Below are 19618 nucleotides of genomic sequence, written 5' to 3'. Positions count from 1 at the left end.
GCGGAAAGATGGGGCGTCCACGGACCCGCCGCAGACGCCCTGTAGCTCAAAGCCGAAGAACTGTGGTTTCAACGACGGGCTTGCGTTCCCAAATGCGGAAAGCGGCCTTCTTCACGGCGCGGGAGATAGCCCCCTCGATCGTCTCGTCGATCTCGCGCGCGTCGCCGTCCAGCTTCTTGTAGGCGGTCTCGGCCTCTTCGCAGAGGTCGTCCAGCGCGTCTTCCAGCGAGTACTCATCGTCTCCCGTCAAGCCGATGCCGCGGATTTGCGGGCCAGAGACGATCTTGTTGCGGCCATCGAGCACGATCGACACCGCCAGCACGCCGTTGAAGGCCGCGTGGCGACGCTCACGCAGCGCTTCGCCGTTCTCTGGCGTCACCACGCCGCCGTCGACATAGAGGCGCCCTGCGGGGACCTCATCGATGATCCCGGGTTGGCCCGGCGCCAGCAGCACCATGTCGCCGTTACGCGGGCTGACGGCGTGAGGCACCTGGAGATCCTTGGCCAGGGCGGCGTGCTCGATCAGATGACGACGCTCGCCATGGGTCGGAACCGCGATATGCGGACGCACCCAGGCGTACATCTGGCGGAGTTCATCCCGGCACGGGTGGCCCGAGACGTGGATGCCGGGCGTGTCGCGCTCGGTGTGCAGGCGCACGCCGCGATCGGCCAACTTGTTCTGCAGGTTGCGGATCGGGATCTCGTTGCCAGGGATCACCCGCGAGCTGAAGATCACGTGATCGCCCGAGCCCATCTTGACGTGGGGATGGCTGCCGTCGGCGATCCGCGACAACGCCGCGCGCGCCTCCCCCTGGCTGCCGGTGCAGAGATACAGCACCTCGTTCTCGGGCAAATGCTTGGCCTGGTCGTCGTTGATAAACGGCTCCAGACCCTCTAGCAGGCCGACGGACCGCGCGGCGGCGGCCATCCGATGCATCGACCGACCAGCAAGACTGACTTTACGGCCGCAGGCCTGAGCCGCGCGGATCACCGTGTCCATCCGGGCCACGTTCGACGCGAAACAGGCCACTGCGATCTTGCCGCTGAGGCTCTTGATCAAAGCTCCAAGCGCCTCTCGGACATCGGCTTCGGAACCGGCCGAACCTTCCTGGAAGACGTTGGTGCTGTCGCAAACCATGGCCAGCACGCCTTCGTCGCCAAGACGGCGGATGGCGGCCTCGTCGGTCGGCGCGCCGAGTTGCGGCTCGGGGTCGATCTTCCAGTCGCCTGTGTGGAGCACAGTGCCCAAGGGCGTCTTGATCGCAAGGCCATTCGGCTCGGGGATCGAATGGGTCAGGGTGATCAGTTCCAGCTCGAACGGGCCCAGCTTGAAGCTGCCGCCCAGCGGAACCTCGGTGATCTCCACCTCGCCCAGCAGATCCGCGTCACGCAGCTTCTCGCGCAGCAGGAAGGCGGTGAAGGGCGTGGCGAACACCGGCGCCTTCAGGCGCGGCCACAGCCAGTGGACGGCGCCCAGGTGATCCTCGTGCGCGTGGGTCAGTACGATGCCGAGAATATCGTCGGCATAGGGCTCGATATAGGTCGGATCGGGCAGGATGATCTCGACACCGGGCGTGGTCTGATCGCCAAACGTCACCCCCAGGTCGACCACGATCCACTTGCGATCGTGCGCCGGCCCAAAGCCGTACAGGTTGAAATTCATGCCGATCTCGTTCGACCCGCCCAACGGCAGGAAGACGAACTCGTCGTTCTTGGACTTTTTCATCACGTCTCGGAGATGGTGTTTCGGCGGTAGATTTCGAGGAGACCCCGGATCGTCAGATCGGAGTCGAAGTGGTCGATGCTGTCGGTCGCGCCCTCGAACAGCGAGGCGACACCGCCCGTGGCGATGACGGTCATGGGCTCGCCGCGCTCGGCCTTGATGCGCGAGACGAGGCCCTCGATCAGGGAAATGTATCCCCAGAAGACGCCCGACTGCATAGCGGACACGGTGTCCGTGCCTACGATCTTGTTACCGGCGGGACGCTGGATGGCGATACGCGGAAGCTTTGCCGCCGCCTCGTGCAGAGCCTGCATCGACAGGTTGATGCCGGGCGCAATGATGCCGCCCTCGAAGGCGCCGTCGGCAGCCACGATGTCGAACGTCGTGGCCGTGCCGCTGTCGATCACCACCAGCGGGCCCGGATAGATCATGGCCGCGCCGATCGCATTGACCAGACGGTCAGCGCCGGCCTCGGAGGGCTTTTCTATCCGAACGTCTATGCCGAGCTTGGCGTTCTCGCCGATGACCAACGGCTCAACGTTGAAATAGCGCCGGCTGAGGTTACGCAGGTTGAAGATCGACTGCGGCACGACGCTGGAGATGATCACCGCATCGATCGCCCGGAAACCCAACCCCTGCATCGACAGCAGTTGCGAAAGCCAGACCACGTACTCATCGGCGGTGCGCGTGCTCTCGGTCGCCGAGCGCCATTGCGCCACCCACGCCGCCCCGTCGTGGATCGCGAACATGGTGTTGGTGTTACCTTGCTCAATGGCCAGCAGCATCAAGCGCCTCCAAAAAACACATCGCCGGCGGTGATCCGGCGCACACTGCCATCGGCCAGGCGCAGGCGAAGCGCGCCATCAGCGTCGAGAGCTTCGGCGATCCCCTCGACGGTCTCATGGCCAAGACGCGCCACGCAAGGCTCACCCAGCCCATGGGCGCGCGCGGTCCAGGCGTCCGCAATGGCGGGAAACCCCAGGACATCCCAGGTGCGGCGCCAGCGCTCGAAGGCGTCTGCCAGAACCTCGGCGGCCTCTTGCGGCGACGGCGGCGTCTCCAGATAGGTGGCGATGGCGGTCGCCGGGCGCTCAGCGTCGATCGGCTTGCGCCTGAGGTTCACGCCGATCCCGACCGCGAGCCAAAGACCGCCGAACGGCGAAGCGCCCGACTCGACCAAGATGCCGCTGACTTTCAGCCCGGCGAGCAGAGGGTCGTTCGGCCACTTCAGGCTGATCAGGTGGCTGGGGACGTAGCGGGCCAGCAGATCGGCGACCGCCAGGGCAGCGACGAACGAGACCTGCGCCGCCTCGGCGGGGGGCTTGTCGGCGCGGAGCAAGAGCGTCGCGGCGAGGTTGCCCTCCCCGGTCTCCCAGACACGCCCCCGACGACCACGGCCAGCAGTTTGCCGAAGACCCAGAAACCACAGGGGTCCCGCCTCGCCGGCTTCCGCCCGGCGACGGGCCTCGGCGTTCGTCGAGTCAATCTCGTCGAAAACGACGATGGGGGGGACAGTGACGGGCGAAACGCCCGTCACGTCACGCGTGACCAAAGGCGGCGGCGGCGGCCTTGGCGGCCGGCTCGAGCCAGACCAGGGCCACAAGCACGATCGGGAACGAGAAGATCGCCGCAGCGAAACCCACGGCCCGAGCCGACGGCGACGGCGCGTCCACGGCGCCCGCAGCGTCGTCGAACCACATCGCCTTGATCAGGCGAAGGTAATAGAACGCCGCGACCACGGAGCCGACCAGACCGATCACGGCGGCCCACTGCATCACGACATCGCCCGTGCCCATGGCTGCCTTGAAGACGAAGTACTTCGCCCAGAAGCCCGAGAACGGCGGCAGGCCCAGCGCCGACAGCGAGAACGCGGTCATGGCCAGGGCGACGCCCGGCCGCTGCTTCACCAGACCGGCCATATCCTGGATCGTCTCCATCGGCTTGCCGTCGCGGTTCAGCGCCTGGAGGCAGGCGAAGAAGCCCGTGACGTCCACCATGTAGAGCGTCATGAAGATCAGCATCGACTGCAAGCCGACCTCGCCGCCCGCGGCGACGCCCAGAAGCGCATAGCCGACATTGGCGATCGAGGAGTAGGCCCAAAGGCGCTTGAGGTTGCTTTGCGCCAGACCGGCGAAGGCGCCCACGAAAACCGATAGCAGAGCCGCGATCACCAGGACCTGGCGCCACTGCGCCTCGGACGCCGGGAAGGCGTCGCCGAGAACCCGGGCAAACATCATCATGGCGGCCAGCTTCGGCGCAGCGGCGAAGAAGCCGACGACCGGCGTCGGCGCGCCTTCATAGACGTCCGGCGTCCACATGTGGAACGGCGCGGCGGAGACCTTGAACGCCAGGCCGCAGATCACGAACACCAGGCCAAACAGCAGGCCCACGCCGTGCGAACCGCCGTGAGCGGCGGCCAGAGCGATCTGGCTGAAGTGGGTCGAACCGGTGAAACCGTAGATCAGCGAGCTGCCGTAAAGCAGCAGGCCCGACGAGAGGGCGCCGAGCACGAAGTACTTCAGGCCCGCTTCCGACGACTTGGCGTCGTCGCGGCGCATGGCGGCCAGGACGTACAGTGCGAGCGACTGCAGCTCGACGCCGACATACAGGCTGATCAGATCGCCAGCCGAAGCGGTGACGCCCATGCCGAGAGCGGCCAGGACCACGAGCACCGCGTACTCGAACTTCTGGTCGCCGCGCTGAGCCAGCCAGCGATCGCCAAGCACGACAGCAACGGCGCTCGACAGATAGATGGCGACCTTGGCGTAGGTCGCGGCGGCGTCGGCCACATAGACGCCGCCAAAGGCAGCGCCCTTGGGACCGAGCACCGCTGTCGCGGCGGCGGCGATCAGCGACGCGACGGCCGCCAGCGTGAAGATGGCCCCGACCTTGCCCCGAAAGGCGCCGGCGACCAGCAGAACCAGAGCCGCGATCGCGAGAACGACCTCAGGCAGGACGAGCGAGAAGTTGGCGGAAAAGGTCATTGGCTCCTCACCCACCCACGGCGGCGCGCCAGGCGCCGACGAGCGCGTCGACAGACGTCGCGGTCAGGTTGAACACGAGATTGGGATAAACACCCAGCACTAGGGTCGACACGATCAGCGGGGCGAAGATCAGGATCTCGCGCTTGTCCAGATCGGTGATCGTAGCCAGTTGAGGGTTGGTGATCTCACCGAACATCACGCGGCGGTACAGGGTCAGAGCGTACATGGCCGACAGGATGACCCCGGTCGCCGAGACGATCGCCGTCCAGGTCGAGGCCTTGTACACACCGGTCATGGTCAGGATTTCGCCCACGAAACCCGACGTGCCCGGCAGGCCAACATTGCCCATGGTGAACAGCAGGAACACCGCCGCGTACATCGGCATGCGGTTGGTGAGACCGCCATAGAAGGCGATTTCACGGGTGTGCATGCGGTCATAGACCACGCCGACGCAGAGGAAGAGCGCGCCCGAGATGATCCCGTGGCTCAGCATCTGGAACAGAGCGCCCTGCTCGCCCGCCGCATTGCCCGAGAAGATGCCCATGGTCACGAAGCCCATGTGGGCGACCGACGAATAGGCGATCAGCTTCTTGATGTCGGTCTGACGGAAGGCGACCAGCGAGGTGTAGACGATGGCGATGGCCGACATCGCAAACACCAGCGGCTGGAACATCTCCGAGGCGTGCGGGAACATCGGCAGGCTGAAGCGCATGAAGCCGTAGCCGCCCATCTTCAGCAGGATGCCGGCCAGGATGACCGAACCGGCCGTCGGGGCCTCGACGTGCGCGTCGGGAAGCCAGGTGTGGACGGGCCACATCGGCATCTTCACCGCGAACGAGGCGAAGAAGGCCAGCCATAGCCAGGTCTGCAGCCACGGGGCGAACTTGAAGGTCATCAGGTCGGGGATCGAGGCGGTGCCAGAGATCCCGATCATCGCCAGGATCGCGGCCAGCATCAGCACCGAGCCGAGCAGCGTATAGAGGAAGAACTTGTAGGCCGCGTAGATGCGGCGCTTGCCGCCCCAGATGCCGATGATCAGGAACATCGGGACGAGGCCGCCCTCGAAGAAGAGGTAGAACAGCACAAGATCCAGCGCGCAGAACACGCCGATCACCAGAGTCTCCAGGACCAGGAAGGCGATCAGGTACTCGACGACGCGCTTCTCGACCGACTTCCAGCTAGCCACAATGCAGATTGGCAGCAGGAACGCCGTCAGCAGGACAAACAGCACCGAGATGCCGTCGATGCCCATGCGGTAGTGCAGGCCCGCGAACCAGGCGACGTCTTCCACGAACTGGAAGCCGGGGTCCTTCGGGTCGAACTGTGCGGTAAGAACGATCGACAGACCAAACGTGACCAGCGTGGTCACGAGCGCGATCCACTTGGCCAGGGTGTCGGTCTTTTCCCCCGCGCCATGCAGGGCGCGCGCGGCGAGGATCACCGCAACGCCGGCCAGGGGCGCGAAGGTCGTAAGGCTGAGAAGGCCGCTCATGAGCTCCGTCCCCCTCAACGGAATGCGTACAGGGCGAAGGTCAGCAGGCCGGCGACGCCGAGCAGCATGACAAACGCGTAGTGGTAGAGATAGCCGGTCTGCAACTTTCCGGTGCGCTTGCCGACCTCATATGAGACCGCGCTCACGCCATCGGGACCCAGGCCGTCGATGATCTTCTGGTCGCCGCCCTTCCAGAACAGGTCGCCCAGGAACTTGGCGAAGCGCACGAACGTCGCCTCGTAGAGTTCGTCGAAGAACCACTTGTTATAGAAGAAGACGTACAGCGGCCCCTTGCGCTCGGCCAGCTTCAGGCCGAGGCGCTCATTGCCCTTGATCAGGTACACATAGACCGCGATCAGCAGACCAATCAGCGAGGCGATCAGCGGGCTCCACTTCACCCAGGTCGCCACCTCGTGCGCTTCATGCAGCACGTGGTTGGTCGGGGCGGTGTAGATGGCGCCGCGCCAGAACTCTTCCTGGTGGTGGCCGACGAAGTAGCCGGTGAACACGAAGCCGGCGGCGACGGCGCCGATCGACAGCACCACCAGCGGGAACAACATCACCCACGGGCTCTCGTGCGGCTTGTGGTCGTGGCCGTGGCCATGATCGTCGTGCGCATGAGCGTGGTCATCATGGCCATGCGCGGCGTGCCCATGGTCGTCGTGGCCATGGTCATCATGACCCCAGCGCGCCGTACCGTTGAAGGTGAAGAACGCCAGGCGCCAGGAGTAGAACGAGGTCAGACCCGCGACGAGCACGCCAATCACCCAGGCGAACATGGCGAGCGCGTTGTGACCGCCCGCAGCGAAGGCCGCCTCGATGATGGTGTCCTTCGAGTAGAAGCCGGCGAAGCCCAGGTGCAGCGGCGGGAAGCCGAGGCCCGTGATGGCGATCGTGCCGATCGTCATGGCGATGAAGGTCACCGGCAGCAACTTGGCCAGGGCGCCGTAACGACGCATGTCCTGCTCGTGGTGCATGCCATGGATCACCGAGCCGGCGCCCAGGAACAGCAGGGCCTTGAAGAAGGCGTGCGTGAACAGGTGGAACATGGCCGCGTGGTAGGCGCCGACGCCAGCCGCGAAGAACATGTAGCCCAGCTGCGAACAGGTCGAATAAGCGATCACGCGCTTGATGTCGTTCTGGGTCAGGCCGACCGTGGCGGCGAACAGGGCCGTCACCGCGCCGATGACCGTGACGATGTTCTTGGCCACAGGGGCGTATTCAAACATCGGCGACAGCAGGCACAACATGTAGACGCCGGCGGTCACCATGGTGGCCGCGTGGATCAGCGCCGACACCGGGGTCGGGCCTTCCATGGCGTCGGGCAGCCACGTGTGCAGGAAGAATTGCGCCGACTTACCCATAGCGCCGATGAACAGCAGGAAGCAGGCGATATCCATCAGCGGCCACATATGGCCGGCGAATTCCCAGGTCTTGCCGGCGTTGGCCTGGATCACCGGGAACAGCTCGGCGAACTGGATCGTGCCGAACGCCCAGTAGGTCGTCATGATGCCCAAGGCGAAACCGAAGTCGCCGACGCGGTTGACGACGAAGGCCTTGATGGCGGCGGCGCTGGCCGACGGCTTCTTGAACCAAAAGCCGATCAGTAGGTACGAGGCCAGACCCACGCCTTCCCAGCCGAAGAACAGCTGCATGAAGTCGGCGGCGGTGACCAGCGACAGCATGGCGAAGGTGAAGAGCGACAGATACGCGAAGAAGCGCGGCTTGCTGTCGTCCTCGGCCATGTAGCCCCAAGAATAGATGTGCACGAGGGCCGAAACCGTCGTGACCACGATCAGCATGGTCGCCGACAGGGCGTCAATGCGGATCGCCCAGTTGGCCTGGAAGTCGCCGATGTGGATGAACGGCAGCAGGTTGACCGTGAAGGCCTCCATGTGCCCCCAGGTCCATTGGCTGAACGTGTACCAGGACAGCGCGCACGACAGGATCAGCGCGCCGGTCGTGACCGACTGCGAGGCCACGTTGCCGATACGACGGCCCAACAGGCCGGCGATCGCCGCAGCGATGATCGGCGCGAAAACGAGAATGGTGACAAGCGTCTGCATGACGTCGCTTAGCCCTTCATCATGCTGGCGTCGTCAACCGCGATATCGCCGCGGTTGCGGAAGAAGGTGACGAGGATCGCCAGACCCACGGCCGCCTCGGCGGCGGCGACGGTCAGGACGAACATCGCGAAGATCTGGCCCGCCACGTCGTGCAGATAGGCCGAGAACGCCACGAGGTTGATGTTCACCGCCAGAAGGATCAGTTCGATCGACATCAGGATGACGATGACGTTCTTGCGGTTCACGAAGATGCCGAAGACGCCGATCGTGAACAGGATCGCGGCGACGACGAGATAGTGCGGCAGGCCGATCATTCGGAGATCCCCTCACCCGGCTTGATCTGAACCAGCTCCATGCCGGTCTTGGGCGTGCGGGCGACCTGCTTGCCGATGTCCTGGCGCTTGACGCCCGGCTTGTGGCGCAGGGTCAGGACGATGGCGCCGATCATGGCCACCAGCAGCACCAGGCCCGCCAGTTGGAAGAAGAAGACATAGTCGGTGTAGAGCACCCGACCGATCGCCTCGGTGTTGGGCACCCCGCCCGGCGAAGCGTTCGGCACGGCGTTCTTGGCGGCGGCGCCGTTCGTGGCGACGGCCGCGACGACCATCACCATTTCGATGGCGATCACTAGGGCGACCAAGCCGCCGAACGGCAGGTACTGCACGAAGCCTTGGCGAAGCTCGGCGAAGTCCACATCCAGCATCATGACGACGAACAGGAAGAGCACCGCGACCGCGCCGACATAGACGACGACCAGAAGCATCGCCAGGAACTCCGCGCCCAGCAGGACGAAAAGGCCGGCGGCCGAGAAGAAGGCGGTGATCAGGAAGAGCACCGAGTGCACCGGGTTGCGCGCCGACACGACGAGGAGACCCGCCGCTATGGTCACGAAAGCCAGTAGATAAAATGCGATCGCCTGCACGGGCATTGGCCCTGGGCTCCCCTGAAATCTTAAGTCCAACAACGGCGCGCCGTGTGACGCGTCGCCTACCCCGGATTCGGCCCCGTCTTTAACGGTACGGCGCGTCCAACTCCAGATTCTTCGCGATCAGGCGCTCCCAGCGGTCGCCGTTATCGAGAAGGCGTTCCTTGTCGTAGTAGAGCTCTTCGCGGATCTCGGTCGCGAACTCGGTGTTCGGGCCCTCGACGATCGCGTCGACCGGACAAGCCTCCTGGCAGAGGCCGCAGTAGATGCACTTGACCATGTCGATGTCGTAGCGGGTCGTCCGGCGGCTGCCGTCCTCGCGCGGTTCGGCCTCGATGGTGATCGCCTGCGCCGGGCATATGGCTTCGCAAAGCTTGCAGGCGATGCAGCGCTCTTCGCCCGACGGATAGCGGCGCAACGCGTGCTCACCGCGAAAACGGGGCGACTGCGGGTTGCGCTCGTTCGGATAGATCACGGTCTTCTTCGGCGCGACCATGTACTTCATGGCCAGGCCGAACGCGCCCGCGAAGTCCAGAAGGGCAGCGCCCTTGACCGCCTGAGTGATGCGCTGGAACACCAGAGCTCTCCTAACACTTTTCCTTAGGGAGGGGACGGACGTCCCTACCCTGCTCTTTTTGCTGCCGCCGCAACGTCTGCTCGAGGACGCACTTCTTGGTCTTGTCGTCAGCCTTGCGGCGCGCCTCGACCTTGTCCTCAAGCGTCCGCTCCGGCGGCCGCGGAATGCTTTCGTTCCAAGTCGAGCAGCCAGCCAAAAGGCCGATCACCGCCATCCCGAGAACGACCTGCCTCATGTCCCCGTCCGGGGAATGACGCAGGTGTAGTTCGATAGCTGGACAGGGTCGCCCCCGTCCTGCTTGGCCCGGATGGTTCCACCCGAAGCCTTGCACTTGTCGCCCTCGCGCCGGAGGTCGTCATAGCTGACGACGCCGTCGCCGAGGGAATAGGACCGATCCGGCGCCGAGACCGCCTGGCAGGCCGCCAGGGCGGCGCCGGTCAGGCTCAAGGCCAGGATCGTGGTCCGGCGCATCAGGCCGCCGGACCGAACACGCGCCAGGCGGCGACCGCGGCGACCAGCACCAGCGACGTCGGCAGGAACACCTTCCAGCCCAGACGCATCAGTTGGTCGTAGCGGTAGCGAGGCACGATGGCCTTCGCCATGGCGAACATGAAGAACCAGAAGCAGATCTTGGCGTAGAACACCAAGGCCAGGAAGAAATTGGCCGCGAACGGATGCCAGCTGTTCAGGAAGTCGGTCGGGAACCCGGGGTTCCAACCGCCGAAGAACGGGACGCTGATCATCGCGCACATCAGGACGATGTTTGAATACTCGGCGACCATGAACAGCAGGTAGGGGGTCGAGCTGTACTCGACCTGATAACCGGCCACGAGTTCCGACTCGGCTTCCGGCAGGTCGAAGGGCGGGCGGTTCGTCTCGGCCAGGGCCGAGATGTAGAACATGCCCATGGCTACGACCATGACAGGCAGCAGGATCAGATTGTTCAGCCCAGCGCCGCCGAAGACGTTCCAGTTCCAGATCCAGCCCGACTGCTTCTCGACGATGGTCGACAGGTTCATCGAACCGGCCAGCAGGATCACCGTGATGATGATCAGGCCGATCGACACTTCGTACGACACCATCTGAGCCGCAGAGCGCAGGGCGCCCAGGAACGGATACTTCGAGTTCGAAGCCCAGCCGCCCATGATGATGCCGTAGACGCCCAGCGAGCTCATCGCCAGCAGGTAGAGAATGCCGACGTTGAGGTTCGAGACGACCCAGCCCGGCGCGAAGGGCACGACGGCCCAGCCGACAAAGGCCAGGATGAGGCTGATCAGCGGCGCTAGGATGAAGACGACCTTGTCGGCGCCCGCAGGGATCACGATCTCTTTCAGCACGAACTTGAAGAAGTCGGCGAAGGACTGCAGCAGGCCGAACGGCCCCACGACGTTCGGACCCTTGCGCATCTGGACGCCGGCCCAGATCTTGCGGTCGGCCAGCAGCAGGAACGCCAAGCTCAGCAGCACCCAGATCACGACCAGCAGGATCCCGCCGGTGGTCAGCAGGGTCCAGGAGACGGCGGGGTTGGCGAAGAACGCTTGCATCGGCCTACTCCGCCGCGATCTTGGCGGCGCCCGAGGCCACGGCCGCGCACTCGGCCATGGTCACGCTGGCGCGCGCGATGGGGTTGGTCAGGTGGAAGGCCTTGATCGGGCTTTCGAACGGCGCGTCCGAGACCTCGCCGTCAACGCCCAGGGCGCCGACGTCGAACGACGTCGCCACCGAACCCGGCGCGTAGTCGATCTGACCGAAGGTCGGATGGTCGGCGAACAGCTTGGCGCGCAGTTGGTCCAGGCTGTCGTAGGGCAGCTTGTGGCCCAGCACCTCGGACAGCGCCCGCAGGATCGACCAGTCTTCCTTGGCCTCGCCCTTCGGGAACACGGCGCGGCGGCCCATCTGGACGCGTCCTTCCATGTTCACATAGAGGCCGTTCTTCTCGGTATAGGCCGCGCCCGGCAGGATCACGTCCGCCTTATGGGCGCCGTTGTCGCCGTGGGTGCCGAGATAGATCTTGAAGGCGTCCGAAGCAGCGGTTTCGCACTCGTCGGCGCCGAGCAGGAACAGCACGTCCAGAGCGCCGGGCTTCAGCATGTCGGCGGTCGCAAGACCGCCCTCGGCCGGGACGAAGCCCATGTCGAGGCCAGCGACGCGCGCGGCGGCGGTGTGCAGGACGTTCCAGCCGTTCCAGCCTTCGCGGACGACCTTCACGGTCTTGGCCAGGCCGGCGGCGGCTTTGAGGATCGCCGCGCCGTCGGCGCGGGCGAGAGCGCCCTGGCCGATGATGATCGCGGGACGTTCGGCGGCCTTGAAGGCGGCGACGAAGTCGTTCTTGCTCTTGGCCAGGCCCGACAGGGTCTTTGCGCCGGCGCCGAGATAGTCGTAGCCGAAAGTCAGGTCGGCCTGCTCGCCGACCACGCCGAAGCGGGTCTTGCCGGCCAGCCACTGCTTGCGGAAGCGGGCGTTGAGCACCGGGGCCTCAAGACGCGGATTGGCGCCGACGAACAGCACCACATCGGCGTTCTCGATGCCGGCGATGGTCGAGTTGAACAGCCAGCCTTCGCGCGGACCCGCGCCCAGGGCCGAACCATCCTGACGGCTGTCGAGGTTCTTCACGCCGAGGGCGGTGAAGAGATCCTTGGCCGCCTTCAGGCTTTCAGCGTCCTGCAGGTCGCCGGCGATGACGCCGACGCGCTCCGGCGCGCTCGTCTTCACCTTGGCGGCGATGGCGGCGAAAGCCTCGGCCCAGGTCGCTGGCTTCAGCTTGCCGCCAACGCGGACGTACGGACGGTCAAGGCGCTGACGGCCCAGGCCGTCAACCGCATAGCGGGTCTTGTCCGAGATCCACTCTTCGTTGACGTCGTCGTTGATGCGCGGAAGCACGCGCAAAACAGCCGCGCCGCGCGCGTCGACGCGGATTGACGAGCCCAGGGCGTCCATGACGTCGACGCTCTCGGTCTTCTTCAGTTCCCACGGACGGGCTTCGAAGGCGTAGGGCTTGGAGGTCAGGGCGCCGACGGGGCAAAGGTCGATGACATTGGCGCTGAGCTCCGACGTCACCGCCGCGCCCAGATAGGTCGTGATTTCAACGTCTTCGCCGCGCGAGATCAGGCCGATCTCCGGCGAGCCGGCCACCTCGGTGATGAAGCGGACGCAGCGCGTGCACTGGATGCAACGCGTCATCACAGTCTTGATCAGCGGGCCCATCGACTTTTCTTCGACGGCGCGCTTGTTCTCTTCATAGCGGCTGTCGTCACGGCCATAGCCGACCGCCTGGTCCTGCAGGTCGCACTCGCCGCCCTGGTCGCAGATCGGGCAGTCCAGCGGGTGGTTGATGAGCAGGAACTCCATCACCCCTTCGCGGGCCTTCTTGACCATCGGAGTCTTGGTGAAGATCTCCTGGCCTTCGGCGGCCGGCAGGGCGCACGAGGCCTGCGGCTTCGGCGGGCCGGGCTTCACTTCAACCAGGCACATCCGGCAGTTGCCGGCGATGGACAGGCGTTCGTGATAGCAGAAGCGCGGGATCTCTTCCCCAGCCAGCTCCGCCACCTGCAGAACCGTCATGCCGGGTTCGAACTCGACCTCGACGCCATTGACCTTGGCGATTGCCATTCTTGTTACTCCGCCGCGATCAGCTTGGCGCCCTGCACGTGCAGGCGACCGCTACGATAGGAAGCGATCCGCTCCTCCACCTCATGGCGGAAGTGACGGAACAGGCCCTGGATCGGCCAAGCGGCCGCGTCGCCCAGGGCGCAGATGGTGTGACCTTCGACCTGGGTCGTGACGTCCAGCAGGGTGTCGATCTCTTTCGGATCGGCCTCGCCGGTGACCATGCGTTCCATGACGCGCCACATCCAGCCCGTGCCTTCACGGCACGGCGTGCACTGGCCGCAGCTCTCGTGCTTGTAGAAGTACGAGAGGCGAGCGATGGCCCGGACGAGGTCGGTGTCCTTGTCCATGACGATGACGGCGGCGGTGCCCAGGCCCGACTTCAGGTTCCGCAAGGCGTCGAAGTCCATCGGCAGGTCTTCGCACTGCTCGGCCGGGATCATCGGAACCGACGAGCCGCCCGGAATGACGGCCTTCAGGTTGCCCCAGCCGCCCCGGATGCCGCCGCAGTGATCCTCGATCAGCTGGCGGAACGGGATGCTCATCGCCTCTTCGACGTTGCAGGGCAGGTTCACGTGCCCCGAGACGCAGAAGAGCTTGGTGCCGGCGTTGTTCGGACGACCAAAGCCGGCGAACCAGGCCGCGCCGCGACGCAGGATCGTACCCGCGACGGCGATCGATTCGACGTTGTTGACCGTGGTCGGCATGCCGTAGAGGCCAGCGCCGGCCGGGAACGGCGGCTTCAGGCGCGGCTGGCCCTTCTTGCCTTCCAGGCTTTCCAACAGGGCCGTCTCTTCGCCGCAGATATAGGCGCCGGCGCCGTGGTGGACGTAGAGATCGAAGTCCCAACCATGGACGTTGTTCTTGCCGATCAGCTTGGCCTCGTAGGCCTGCTTGATCGCCGCTTCCAGGCGCTCGCGCTCGAAGACGTACTCGCCGCGGATGTAGATGTAGCAGGCATGGGCCAGCATCGCGCGCGAGGCGATCAGGCAGCCCTCGATCAGGAGGTGCGGATCATGCCGCATGATCTCCCGGTCCTTGCAGGTGCCTGGTTCGGATTCGTCGGCGTTGACCACCAGGTAGTGAGGACGACCTTCCTTCACTTCTTTGGGCATGAACGACCACTTCAGGCCGGTCGAGAAACCGGCGCCGCCCCGGCCGCGCAGGCCGGAGTTCTTCATGTTCTCGATGATCCAGTCGCGCCCGGCGTCCAGGATGTCCTTGGTGCCATTCCAGCAGCCGCGCTTCTTCGCGCCCTCAAGGCCCCAGTCGTGGAGACCGTAGAGGTTCGTGAAGATGCGGTCCTTGTCTTCGAGGATACCGACCATGACTCAGCTTTGCGGATCGAATGGATGGGCGCGCACATAGCGCGTCCGACGAATGATGACATAGGCGAAAAGCGACCAACCCACGCCAATGATGGCGAGACCGGCCACAACCGCCCAGAACGGCGCGCCTTCGACGACACGACCCCAGATCAGGAGGATCGCGCCGATGAGGCAGGCGACGAAACCGACGCTGCGCTCGCGGCGATGCAGACCCCGCAGGGTGTCGGCATACGCCGCCTTGCGCATGTTGAGGTCGCTGTCGTCGATCATGACGAGGCGCCCTCCCCCTTGGTCGCCCGCATCCAGCCCAGGATGAACCAGATATGCGAGCCAAGGCCCGCGACGATGGCGCCCAGGAAGACCAGCCGCAGCCAGTCGATCCGCAGCGACACCGCGCCATAGATCGCCACGCCGGCCAGCACGAAGCACACCGCGTTGATGACGAGCATCGCAGTGAGGCGCTTCTTCTGGAGGGCGGCGTCAGTGGTCATGTTAGGCGGCAGGCTCCGACTTCGGGGCCTTCTTCGGCTTTTCAGGCAGGTTCGGGATCTTGATCTTCTTGGCGGCCGAGCCGTCGTACAGCTTCGGATCGATCAGGGTGTGGATCGCGCCCTTCGGCTCCGAAGCGCCACGGCCCTCATAGCTGCCCGGCTTCGGCGCCTTGCCGGCGGCGAAGTCGTCGAGGATCGTCGCCAGGCTCTCCGGCGTCAGGTCCTCGTAGTAGTAGTCGTTGATCGCGGCCATCGGCGCGTTGCAGCAGGCGCCGAGGCACTCGACCTCTTCCCAGCTGAACTTGCCATCGGCCGAAACGTGGTGAGCCGGACCGATCTTATCTTCCAGCACCTTGCGCAGGTCGAGCGCGCCGCGCAGCTGGCAAGGCGTGGTACCGCACAGCTGCACGAAGGCGACCTTGCCGACCGGCTGCAGCTGGAACATCACATAGAAGGTCGCGACCTCCAGCACGCGGATGACCGGCATCTCGAGCTGCTTGGCGATCTCCTGGATCGCCGGCTCGGAGATCCAGCCCTCCTGCTTCTGGGCCAGCCACAGCATCGGGATCACCGCCGACTGCTTGCGCTCGGCGGGGTACTTGGCTTTCCACCAATCGGCCTTGGCCTGGCTTTCCTTCGAGAAGGCGAAGCTGGCGGGCTGTTCTTTAGCGAGACGACGGACGCTCATCGGGCGAAATCCACGCGGGCGATCTTGTCGCCCTTGAAGGTGTAGATGGCGGCGACCTGGAACGGCGCATCGCCGTTACCGCGGTCGACATGCTCGTGATCGATCACGTTGGACCCGACCACGATGCGGTTCAGCAGCGTCGCTTGGTTCTTGGGGAACTCGGCGAAGGTCTTGGCGTAGAAGGCGCGATAGGCCTCGATGCCCTTACGAGCAACGTCACCGTTCAGCCCGGCGACGACTACGTCGTCGGTGAAGTGGGCGCAATGCGCGTCCAGATCCTGGGCGTTGTAGGCATCGAGCTGCGCCTGGGCTATGTCGGCCAGGCTCAACGGTCGATCTCCCCGAACACGATGTCCAGCGAGCCCAGGATGGCCGAAACGTCGGCCAGCTGGTGGCCGCGGTTCAACCAGTCCATAGCCGCCAAGTGCGGGAAGCCCGGCGCGCGGATCTTGCAGCGGTAAGGCTTGTTGGTGCCGTCCGAGACGACGAACACGCCAAACTCGCCCTTCGGCGCTTCGACGCAGGCGTAGACTTCACCGGCCGGCGTCTTGAAGCCTTCAGTGTAAAGCTTGAAGTGGTGGATCAGCGCTTCCATCGAGCGCTTCATCTCGGCGCGGCGGGGCGGCGAGACCTTGTTGTCTTCCGACAGGACCGGGCCGTGCGTCTTACGCAGCATCTCGCAAGCCTGGCGGATGATCTTGGTCGACTCGCGCATCTCCTGCATGCGGCACAGATAGCGATCATAGCAGTCGCCGTTCTTGCCCAGCGGGATGTCGAACTCGAAGTCGTTATAGTTCTCGTACGGCTGGTTGCGGCGCAGGTCCCAGGCGATGCCCGAACCGCGCACCATCACGCCCGAGAAGCCCCAGCTGATCGCGTCTTCCTTGCTGACCACGCCAATGTCGACGTTGCGCTGCTTGAAGATGCGGTTGTCGGTGATCAGACCCTCGATGTCGTCGCAGATCTTCGGGAAGGCCTTGGCCCAGGCGTCAATGTCCTCGACCAGTTCCGGCGGCAGGTCCTGGTGGACGCCGCCCGGACGGAAGTAGTTGGAGTGCAGGCGAGCACCGCAAGCGCGCTCGTAGAACACCATCAGCTTCTCGCGCTCCTCGAAGCCCCAGAGCGGCGGCGTCAGGGCGCCGACGTCCATGGCCTGGGTCGTCACGTTCAGCAGGTGGTTCAGGATGCGGCCGATTTCCGAGTAGAGCACGCGGATGATCTGGCCACGGATCGGCACTTCAACGCCGAGCAGCTTCTCGATCGCCAGGCAGAACGCATGCTCCTGGTTCATCGGCGCCACGTAGTCGAGGCGGTCGAAGTACGGCACGTTCTGCAGATAGGTGCGCGCTTCCATCAGCTTCTCGGTGCCGCGATGCAGCAGGCCGATGTGCGGATCGACGCGTTCGACGATTTCGCCGTCCAGCTCCAGCACAAGGCGCAGCACGCCGTGCGCGGCCGGATGCTGCGGGCCGAAGTTGATGTTGAACTTGCGAACAGGCGTTTCCGGAACGGCCGGAACCGCGGCTTCGTCTCGGACAAGTTCAGTCGCCGCGATGGGCGATGGCGTTCCGGTCATGACTATGGACCTTCGTTACGCTGTTCGATGCTGAGCGACACGATCAGTCCCGCGATCAGCAAGACGACGCCCAGCAAGGTGATGATGGTGGTCGCGACGTCCCAGCTTTGGGAGATCGCGGCCTGAGACAAAGGCAAGGCCAGCAAGACCGAGGCGGCTCCCAGCAGCGCGCTGCGCAACTCGGCCACCTCCATCCGCCGGATGCTGGCGCCGATCGCCAGCGTGATCACCGAGATCATGATCGCGACGCCCAGCGACTTGTTCTGATCCGCCGAGATCGTCGGCGCCTTCGTGAACCACCCCGTCAGCCGCATTCCGATAGTCATCAGGAACGCGGTCGAAAAGGCGACCAAGAAGAACGCTGTGGCGGAACGGAACGAAGGCCGTCGCAAACCCATGAGTCGGCATCCCCTTGCTCGCTATTGCGCCTTCTCGTCACCGGGGAGCGCGTACTTGGCGCCTTCCCAGGGCGAGAGGAAATCGAACGCACGGAACTCGGTAATCTTCACAGGTTCATAGACGACGCGCTTGAGTTCGTCGTCGTAGCGCACTTCCACATAGCCCGTCATCGGGAAGTCTTTCCGAAGCGGGTGGCCGTGGAAGCCATAGTCGGTCAGGATTCGACGCAGGTCAGGGTGACCGTCGAAGAAGATCCCGTACATGTCGAACGCCTCACGCTCGAACCAGTCGGCGACCGGAAAAACCGGCGTCACGCTGGGAACGGGTGTGTCCTCGTCGGTCGAGACCTTCAGGCGGATCCGATGGTTCTTCACCAGCGACAGCAGATGATAGACGACATCGAAGCGTGCAGCACGCTCTGGATAGTCCACGCCGGTCAGGTCGATCAGCTGGTGGAAGCGGCACGCCGCGTCGTCACGCAGGAAGGTCAGCGTTTCGATCACTGACGCCGCGCGGGCGACGATAGTCAGCTCGCCGAATGCGACAGAATGTCCCAGCACGCCCGGAGCGCGTGCGACAATGTCCTGACCAAGCAGTTCCAGGGCTTCGCTCATCGCTCGATCGTCCCCGTCCGGCGAATCTTCTTCTGCAGCTGCAGCACGCCGTAGACGAGCGCCTCGGCGGTCGGCGGGCAGCCCGGTACGTAGATGTCGACAGGCACGACGCGGTCGCAGCCGCGCACGACGCTATAGCTGTAATAGTAATAGCCGCCGCCATTGGCGCAGCTGCCCATCGAGATCACGTAGCGCGGCTCAGGCATCTGGTCGTAGACCTTGCGCAGAGCCGGCGCCATCTTGTTGGTCAGCGTGCCGGCGACGATCATAACGTCCGACTGACGCGGGCTGGCGCGCGGCGCAAAGCCGTAGCGCTCAAGATCGTAGCGCGGCATCGAGGCCTGCATCATCTCGACGGCGCAGCAGGCCAAGCCGAACGTCATCCACATCAGCGAGCCGGTGCGGGCCCAGGTGATGAGATCGTCGGCGGCGGCCGTGATGAAGCCCTTATCGGCCAGTTGCTGCGAGACGCCGTCGAAGAACGGGTCATGCAGCTTGGGGTCATAGCCCTCGACCGTCGAGCGGCCGGCGGACAGCGCCGGGACCGGGGACGAGTTGGCGGGAACGATCACTCCCATTCGAGGGCGCCCTTCTTCCATTCATAGATGAAGCCGACGGTCAGGACGCCCAGGAAGGTCATCATCGACCAGAAGGCGAACTGCGCGACGTCTTGCGGCAACTTCATCAGCGTGACCGCCCAGGGGAACAGGAACGCCACTTCCAAGTCGAAGATGATGAAGAGGATCGAGACCAGATAGAACCGGACGTCGAACTTCATCCGCGCATCGTCGAAGGCGTTGAAGCCGCACTCATAGGCGGACAGCTTTTCCGGGTCCGGCGCCTTGGGCGCGAGCACCGCGGCGGCGAGCAGGAAGACGATACCGATGGCCGCCGCGATCCCGAGAAAGATCACGATCGGCAGGTATTGGAGAAGGAAGGCGGTCATGACAGCCCTTGGCTTGAATCGAGCGGGTTGTAGCCCACTGTCGCCAGCGCTTCAAACACCCCGCGCACATTGAGAAACGATCGCAACTGGACGCGATTTGTCGGTTCTTCGAGATGGCCGTTGACACGAGTCTTCACCCGACATATCAGACGCGCCTCGCCGATTGGCGGGTCGCACTTTCGCTTCGGCGAAGGGGTATGCGG

The 19618-nt window shown here is 64.7% G+C and carries 24 protein-coding genes; all 24 read right to left on the bottom strand.

What is annotated here, in order from left to right:
* Window positions 1-46: 46 nt before the first annotated feature.
* Window positions 47-1726, bottom strand: coding sequence for a ribonuclease J (locus ACT53N_RS00820; RefSeq protein WP_476062113.1), 1680 nt, complete (start codon window positions 1724-1726; stop codon window positions 47-49).
* Window positions 1726-2511 (bottom strand): type III pantothenate kinase, encoded by a 786-nt coding sequence (locus tag ACT53N_RS00815; protein ID WP_476062112.1) that lies wholly within the window; start codon window positions 2509-2511, stop codon window positions 1726-1728. Before ACT53N_RS00815 ends, ACT53N_RS00820 begins: the two co-directional genes overlap by 1 nt.
* On the bottom strand, window positions 2508-3260 hold the full coding sequence (locus tag ACT53N_RS00810) for a biotin--[acetyl-CoA-carboxylase] ligase (protein WP_476062651.1): 753 nt from the start codon (window positions 3258-3260) through the stop codon (window positions 2508-2510). The genes ACT53N_RS00815 and ACT53N_RS00810 overlap by 4 nt, the downstream gene beginning before the upstream one ends.
* Window position 3261: 1 nt before the next feature.
* A complete protein-coding gene (nuoN, locus tag ACT53N_RS00805) occupies window positions 3262-4722 on the bottom strand; it encodes an NADH-quinone oxidoreductase subunit NuoN (protein WP_476062111.1) in 1461 nt (486 codons plus the stop codon).
* Entirely contained in the window at window positions 4715-6217 is a 1503-nt protein-coding gene (locus ACT53N_RS00800; RefSeq protein WP_476062110.1) for an NADH-quinone oxidoreductase subunit M, read from the bottom strand. The genes nuoN and ACT53N_RS00800 overlap by 8 nt, the downstream gene beginning before the upstream one ends.
* Complete coding sequence (gene nuoL, locus ACT53N_RS00795; protein WP_476062109.1) at window positions 6214-8265, bottom strand: NADH-quinone oxidoreductase subunit L; 2052 nt, start codon at window positions 8263-8265, stop codon at window positions 6214-6216. The genes ACT53N_RS00800 and nuoL overlap by 4 nt, the downstream gene beginning before the upstream one ends.
* Before the next feature lie 8 nt (window positions 8266-8273).
* The gene (gene nuoK / locus ACT53N_RS00790; protein ID WP_010919806.1) at window positions 8274-8579 is read right to left on the bottom strand and encodes an NADH-quinone oxidoreductase subunit NuoK; all 306 of its coding nucleotides are present in this window, start codon (window positions 8577-8579) and stop codon (window positions 8274-8276) included.
* Window positions 8576-9193, bottom strand: coding sequence for an NADH-quinone oxidoreductase subunit J (locus tag ACT53N_RS00785; protein ID WP_476062108.1), 618 nt, complete (start codon window positions 9191-9193; stop codon window positions 8576-8578). The genes nuoK and ACT53N_RS00785 overlap by 4 nt, the downstream gene beginning before the upstream one ends.
* A gap of 82 nt (window positions 9194-9275) precedes the next feature.
* Window positions 9276-9767, bottom strand: coding sequence for an NADH-quinone oxidoreductase subunit NuoI (gene nuoI, locus ACT53N_RS00780; RefSeq protein WP_476062107.1), 492 nt, complete (start codon window positions 9765-9767; stop codon window positions 9276-9278).
* A gap of 10 nt (window positions 9768-9777) precedes the next feature.
* Complete coding sequence (locus ACT53N_RS00775; protein WP_476062106.1) at window positions 9778-10002, bottom strand: hypothetical protein; 225 nt, start codon at window positions 10000-10002, stop codon at window positions 9778-9780.
* Window positions 9999-10238 carry a hypothetical protein gene (locus tag ACT53N_RS00770; RefSeq protein ID WP_476062105.1) on the bottom strand — a complete coding sequence of 80 codons (240 nt, stop codon included), beginning with the start codon at window positions 10236-10238 and terminating at the stop codon, window positions 9999-10001. Before ACT53N_RS00770 ends, ACT53N_RS00775 begins: the two co-directional genes overlap by 4 nt.
* Window positions 10238-11311: an NADH-quinone oxidoreductase subunit NuoH gene (nuoH, locus tag ACT53N_RS00765; RefSeq protein WP_476062104.1), complete on the bottom strand. Its 1074-nt coding sequence runs from the start codon at window positions 11309-11311 to the stop codon at window positions 10238-10240. The genes ACT53N_RS00770 and nuoH overlap by 1 nt, the downstream gene beginning before the upstream one ends.
* A 4-nt stretch (window positions 11312-11315) precedes the next feature.
* Entirely contained in the window at window positions 11316-13376 is a 2061-nt protein-coding gene (nuoG, locus tag ACT53N_RS00760) for an NADH-quinone oxidoreductase subunit NuoG (RefSeq protein WP_476062103.1), read from the bottom strand.
* A gap of 5 nt (window positions 13377-13381) precedes the next feature.
* The gene (gene nuoF, locus ACT53N_RS00755; protein ID WP_476062102.1) at window positions 13382-14701 is read right to left on the bottom strand and encodes an NADH-quinone oxidoreductase subunit NuoF; all 1320 of its coding nucleotides are present in this window, start codon (window positions 14699-14701) and stop codon (window positions 13382-13384) included.
* A gap of 3 nt (window positions 14702-14704) precedes the next feature.
* A complete protein-coding gene (locus ACT53N_RS00750) occupies window positions 14705-14971 on the bottom strand; it encodes a hypothetical protein (protein WP_476062101.1) in 267 nt (88 codons plus the stop codon).
* Window positions 14968-15192, bottom strand: a complete 225-nt coding sequence (locus ACT53N_RS00745; protein ID WP_476062100.1) for a hypothetical protein — start codon at window positions 15190-15192, stop codon at window positions 14968-14970. Before ACT53N_RS00745 ends, ACT53N_RS00750 begins: the two co-directional genes overlap by 4 nt.
* A gap of 1 nt (window position 15193) precedes the next feature.
* A complete protein-coding gene (gene nuoE, locus ACT53N_RS00740; protein ID WP_476062099.1) occupies window positions 15194-15880 on the bottom strand; it encodes an NADH-quinone oxidoreductase subunit NuoE in 687 nt (228 codons plus the stop codon).
* Window positions 15877-16209, bottom strand: coding sequence for a nuclear transport factor 2 family protein (locus ACT53N_RS00735; RefSeq protein ID WP_476062098.1), 333 nt, complete (start codon window positions 16207-16209; stop codon window positions 15877-15879). The genes nuoE and ACT53N_RS00735 overlap by 4 nt, the downstream gene beginning before the upstream one ends.
* Window positions 16206-17456, bottom strand: coding sequence for an NADH-quinone oxidoreductase subunit D (locus tag ACT53N_RS00730; protein WP_476062097.1), 1251 nt, complete (start codon window positions 17454-17456; stop codon window positions 16206-16208). Before ACT53N_RS00730 ends, ACT53N_RS00735 begins: the two co-directional genes overlap by 4 nt.
* A gap of 2 nt (window positions 17457-17458) precedes the next feature.
* On the bottom strand, window positions 17459-17854 hold the full coding sequence (locus ACT53N_RS00725; RefSeq protein WP_010919819.1) for a hypothetical protein: 396 nt from the start codon (window positions 17852-17854) through the stop codon (window positions 17459-17461).
* 21 nt (window positions 17855-17875) lie between these two features.
* Window positions 17876-18469: an NADH-quinone oxidoreductase subunit C gene (locus ACT53N_RS00720; protein ID WP_476062096.1), complete on the bottom strand. Its 594-nt coding sequence runs from the start codon at window positions 18467-18469 to the stop codon at window positions 17876-17878.
* Entirely contained in the window at window positions 18466-19068 is a 603-nt protein-coding gene (locus tag ACT53N_RS00715; RefSeq protein WP_476062095.1) for a NuoB/complex I 20 kDa subunit family protein, read from the bottom strand. The genes ACT53N_RS00720 and ACT53N_RS00715 overlap by 4 nt, the downstream gene beginning before the upstream one ends.
* Window positions 19038-19415 carry an NADH-quinone oxidoreductase subunit A gene (locus tag ACT53N_RS00710; RefSeq protein WP_010919822.1) on the bottom strand — a complete coding sequence of 126 codons (378 nt, stop codon included), beginning with the start codon at window positions 19413-19415 and terminating at the stop codon, window positions 19038-19040. Before ACT53N_RS00710 ends, ACT53N_RS00715 begins: the two co-directional genes overlap by 31 nt.
* Window positions 19412-19618: hypothetical protein (locus tag ACT53N_RS00705; RefSeq protein ID WP_476062094.1), on the bottom strand; the 207-nt coding region annotated here is incomplete at its 5' end. The genes ACT53N_RS00705 and ACT53N_RS00710, both read right to left, overlap by 4 nt.

This window comes from Caulobacter sp. DMC95, from assembly GCF_056313785.1.
This window is presented reverse-complemented; position numbering and strand designations above follow the sequence as displayed.

Coding starts and splice junctions, on each gene's coding strand:
- nuoK (WP_010919806.1), bottom strand. CDS start 8,579: ATGATCGGCCTGCCGCACTATCTCGTCGTCGCCGCGATCCTGTTCACG.
- ACT53N_RS00750 (WP_476062101.1), bottom strand. CDS start 14,971: ATGATCGACGACAGCGACCTCAACATGCGCAAGGCGGCGTATGCCGAC.
- ACT53N_RS00770 (WP_476062105.1), bottom strand. CDS start 10,238: ATGCGCCGGACCACGATCCTGGCCTTGAGCCTGACCGGCGCCGCCCTG.
- nuoH (WP_476062104.1), bottom strand. CDS start 11,311: ATGCAAGCGTTCTTCGCCAACCCCGCCGTCTCCTGGACCCTGCTGACC.
- ACT53N_RS00715 (WP_476062095.1), bottom strand. CDS start 19,068: ATGGAAGAAGGGCGCCCTCGAATGGGAGTGATCGTTCCCGCCAACTCG.
- ACT53N_RS00720 (WP_476062096.1), bottom strand. CDS start 18,469: ATGAGCGAAGCCCTGGAACTGCTTGGTCAGGACATTGTCGCACGCGCT.
- nuoE (WP_476062099.1), bottom strand. CDS start 15,880: ATGAGCGTCCGTCGTCTCGCTAAAGAACAGCCCGCCAGCTTCGCCTTC.
- ACT53N_RS00710 (WP_010919822.1), bottom strand. CDS start 19,415: ATGACCGCCTTCCTTCTCCAATACCTGCCGATCGTGATCTTTCTCGGG.
- ACT53N_RS00745 (WP_476062100.1), bottom strand. CDS start 15,192: ATGACCACTGACGCCGCCCTCCAGAAGAAGCGCCTCACTGCGATGCTC.
- ACT53N_RS00820 (WP_476062113.1), bottom strand. CDS start 1,726: ATGAAAAAGTCCAAGAACGACGAGTTCGTCTTCCTGCCGTTGGGCGGG.
- nuoG (WP_476062103.1), bottom strand. CDS start 13,376: ATGGCAATCGCCAAGGTCAATGGCGTCGAGGTCGAGTTCGAACCCGGC.
- ACT53N_RS00730 (WP_476062097.1), bottom strand. CDS start 17,456: ATGACCGGAACGCCATCGCCCATCGCGGCGACTGAACTTGTCCGAGAC.
- nuoF (WP_476062102.1), bottom strand. CDS start 14,701: ATGGTCGGTATCCTCGAAGACAAGGACCGCATCTTCACGAACCTCTAC.
- ACT53N_RS00725 (WP_010919819.1), bottom strand. CDS start 17,854: ATGGGTTTGCGACGGCCTTCGTTCCGTTCCGCCACAGCGTTCTTCTTG.
- ACT53N_RS00785 (WP_476062108.1), bottom strand. CDS start 9,193: ATGCCCGTGCAGGCGATCGCATTTTATCTACTGGCTTTCGTGACCATA.
- ACT53N_RS00775 (WP_476062106.1), bottom strand. CDS start 10,002: ATGAGGCAGGTCGTTCTCGGGATGGCGGTGATCGGCCTTTTGGCTGGC.
- nuoL (WP_476062109.1), bottom strand. CDS start 8,265: ATGCAGACGCTTGTCACCATTCTCGTTTTCGCGCCGATCATCGCTGCG.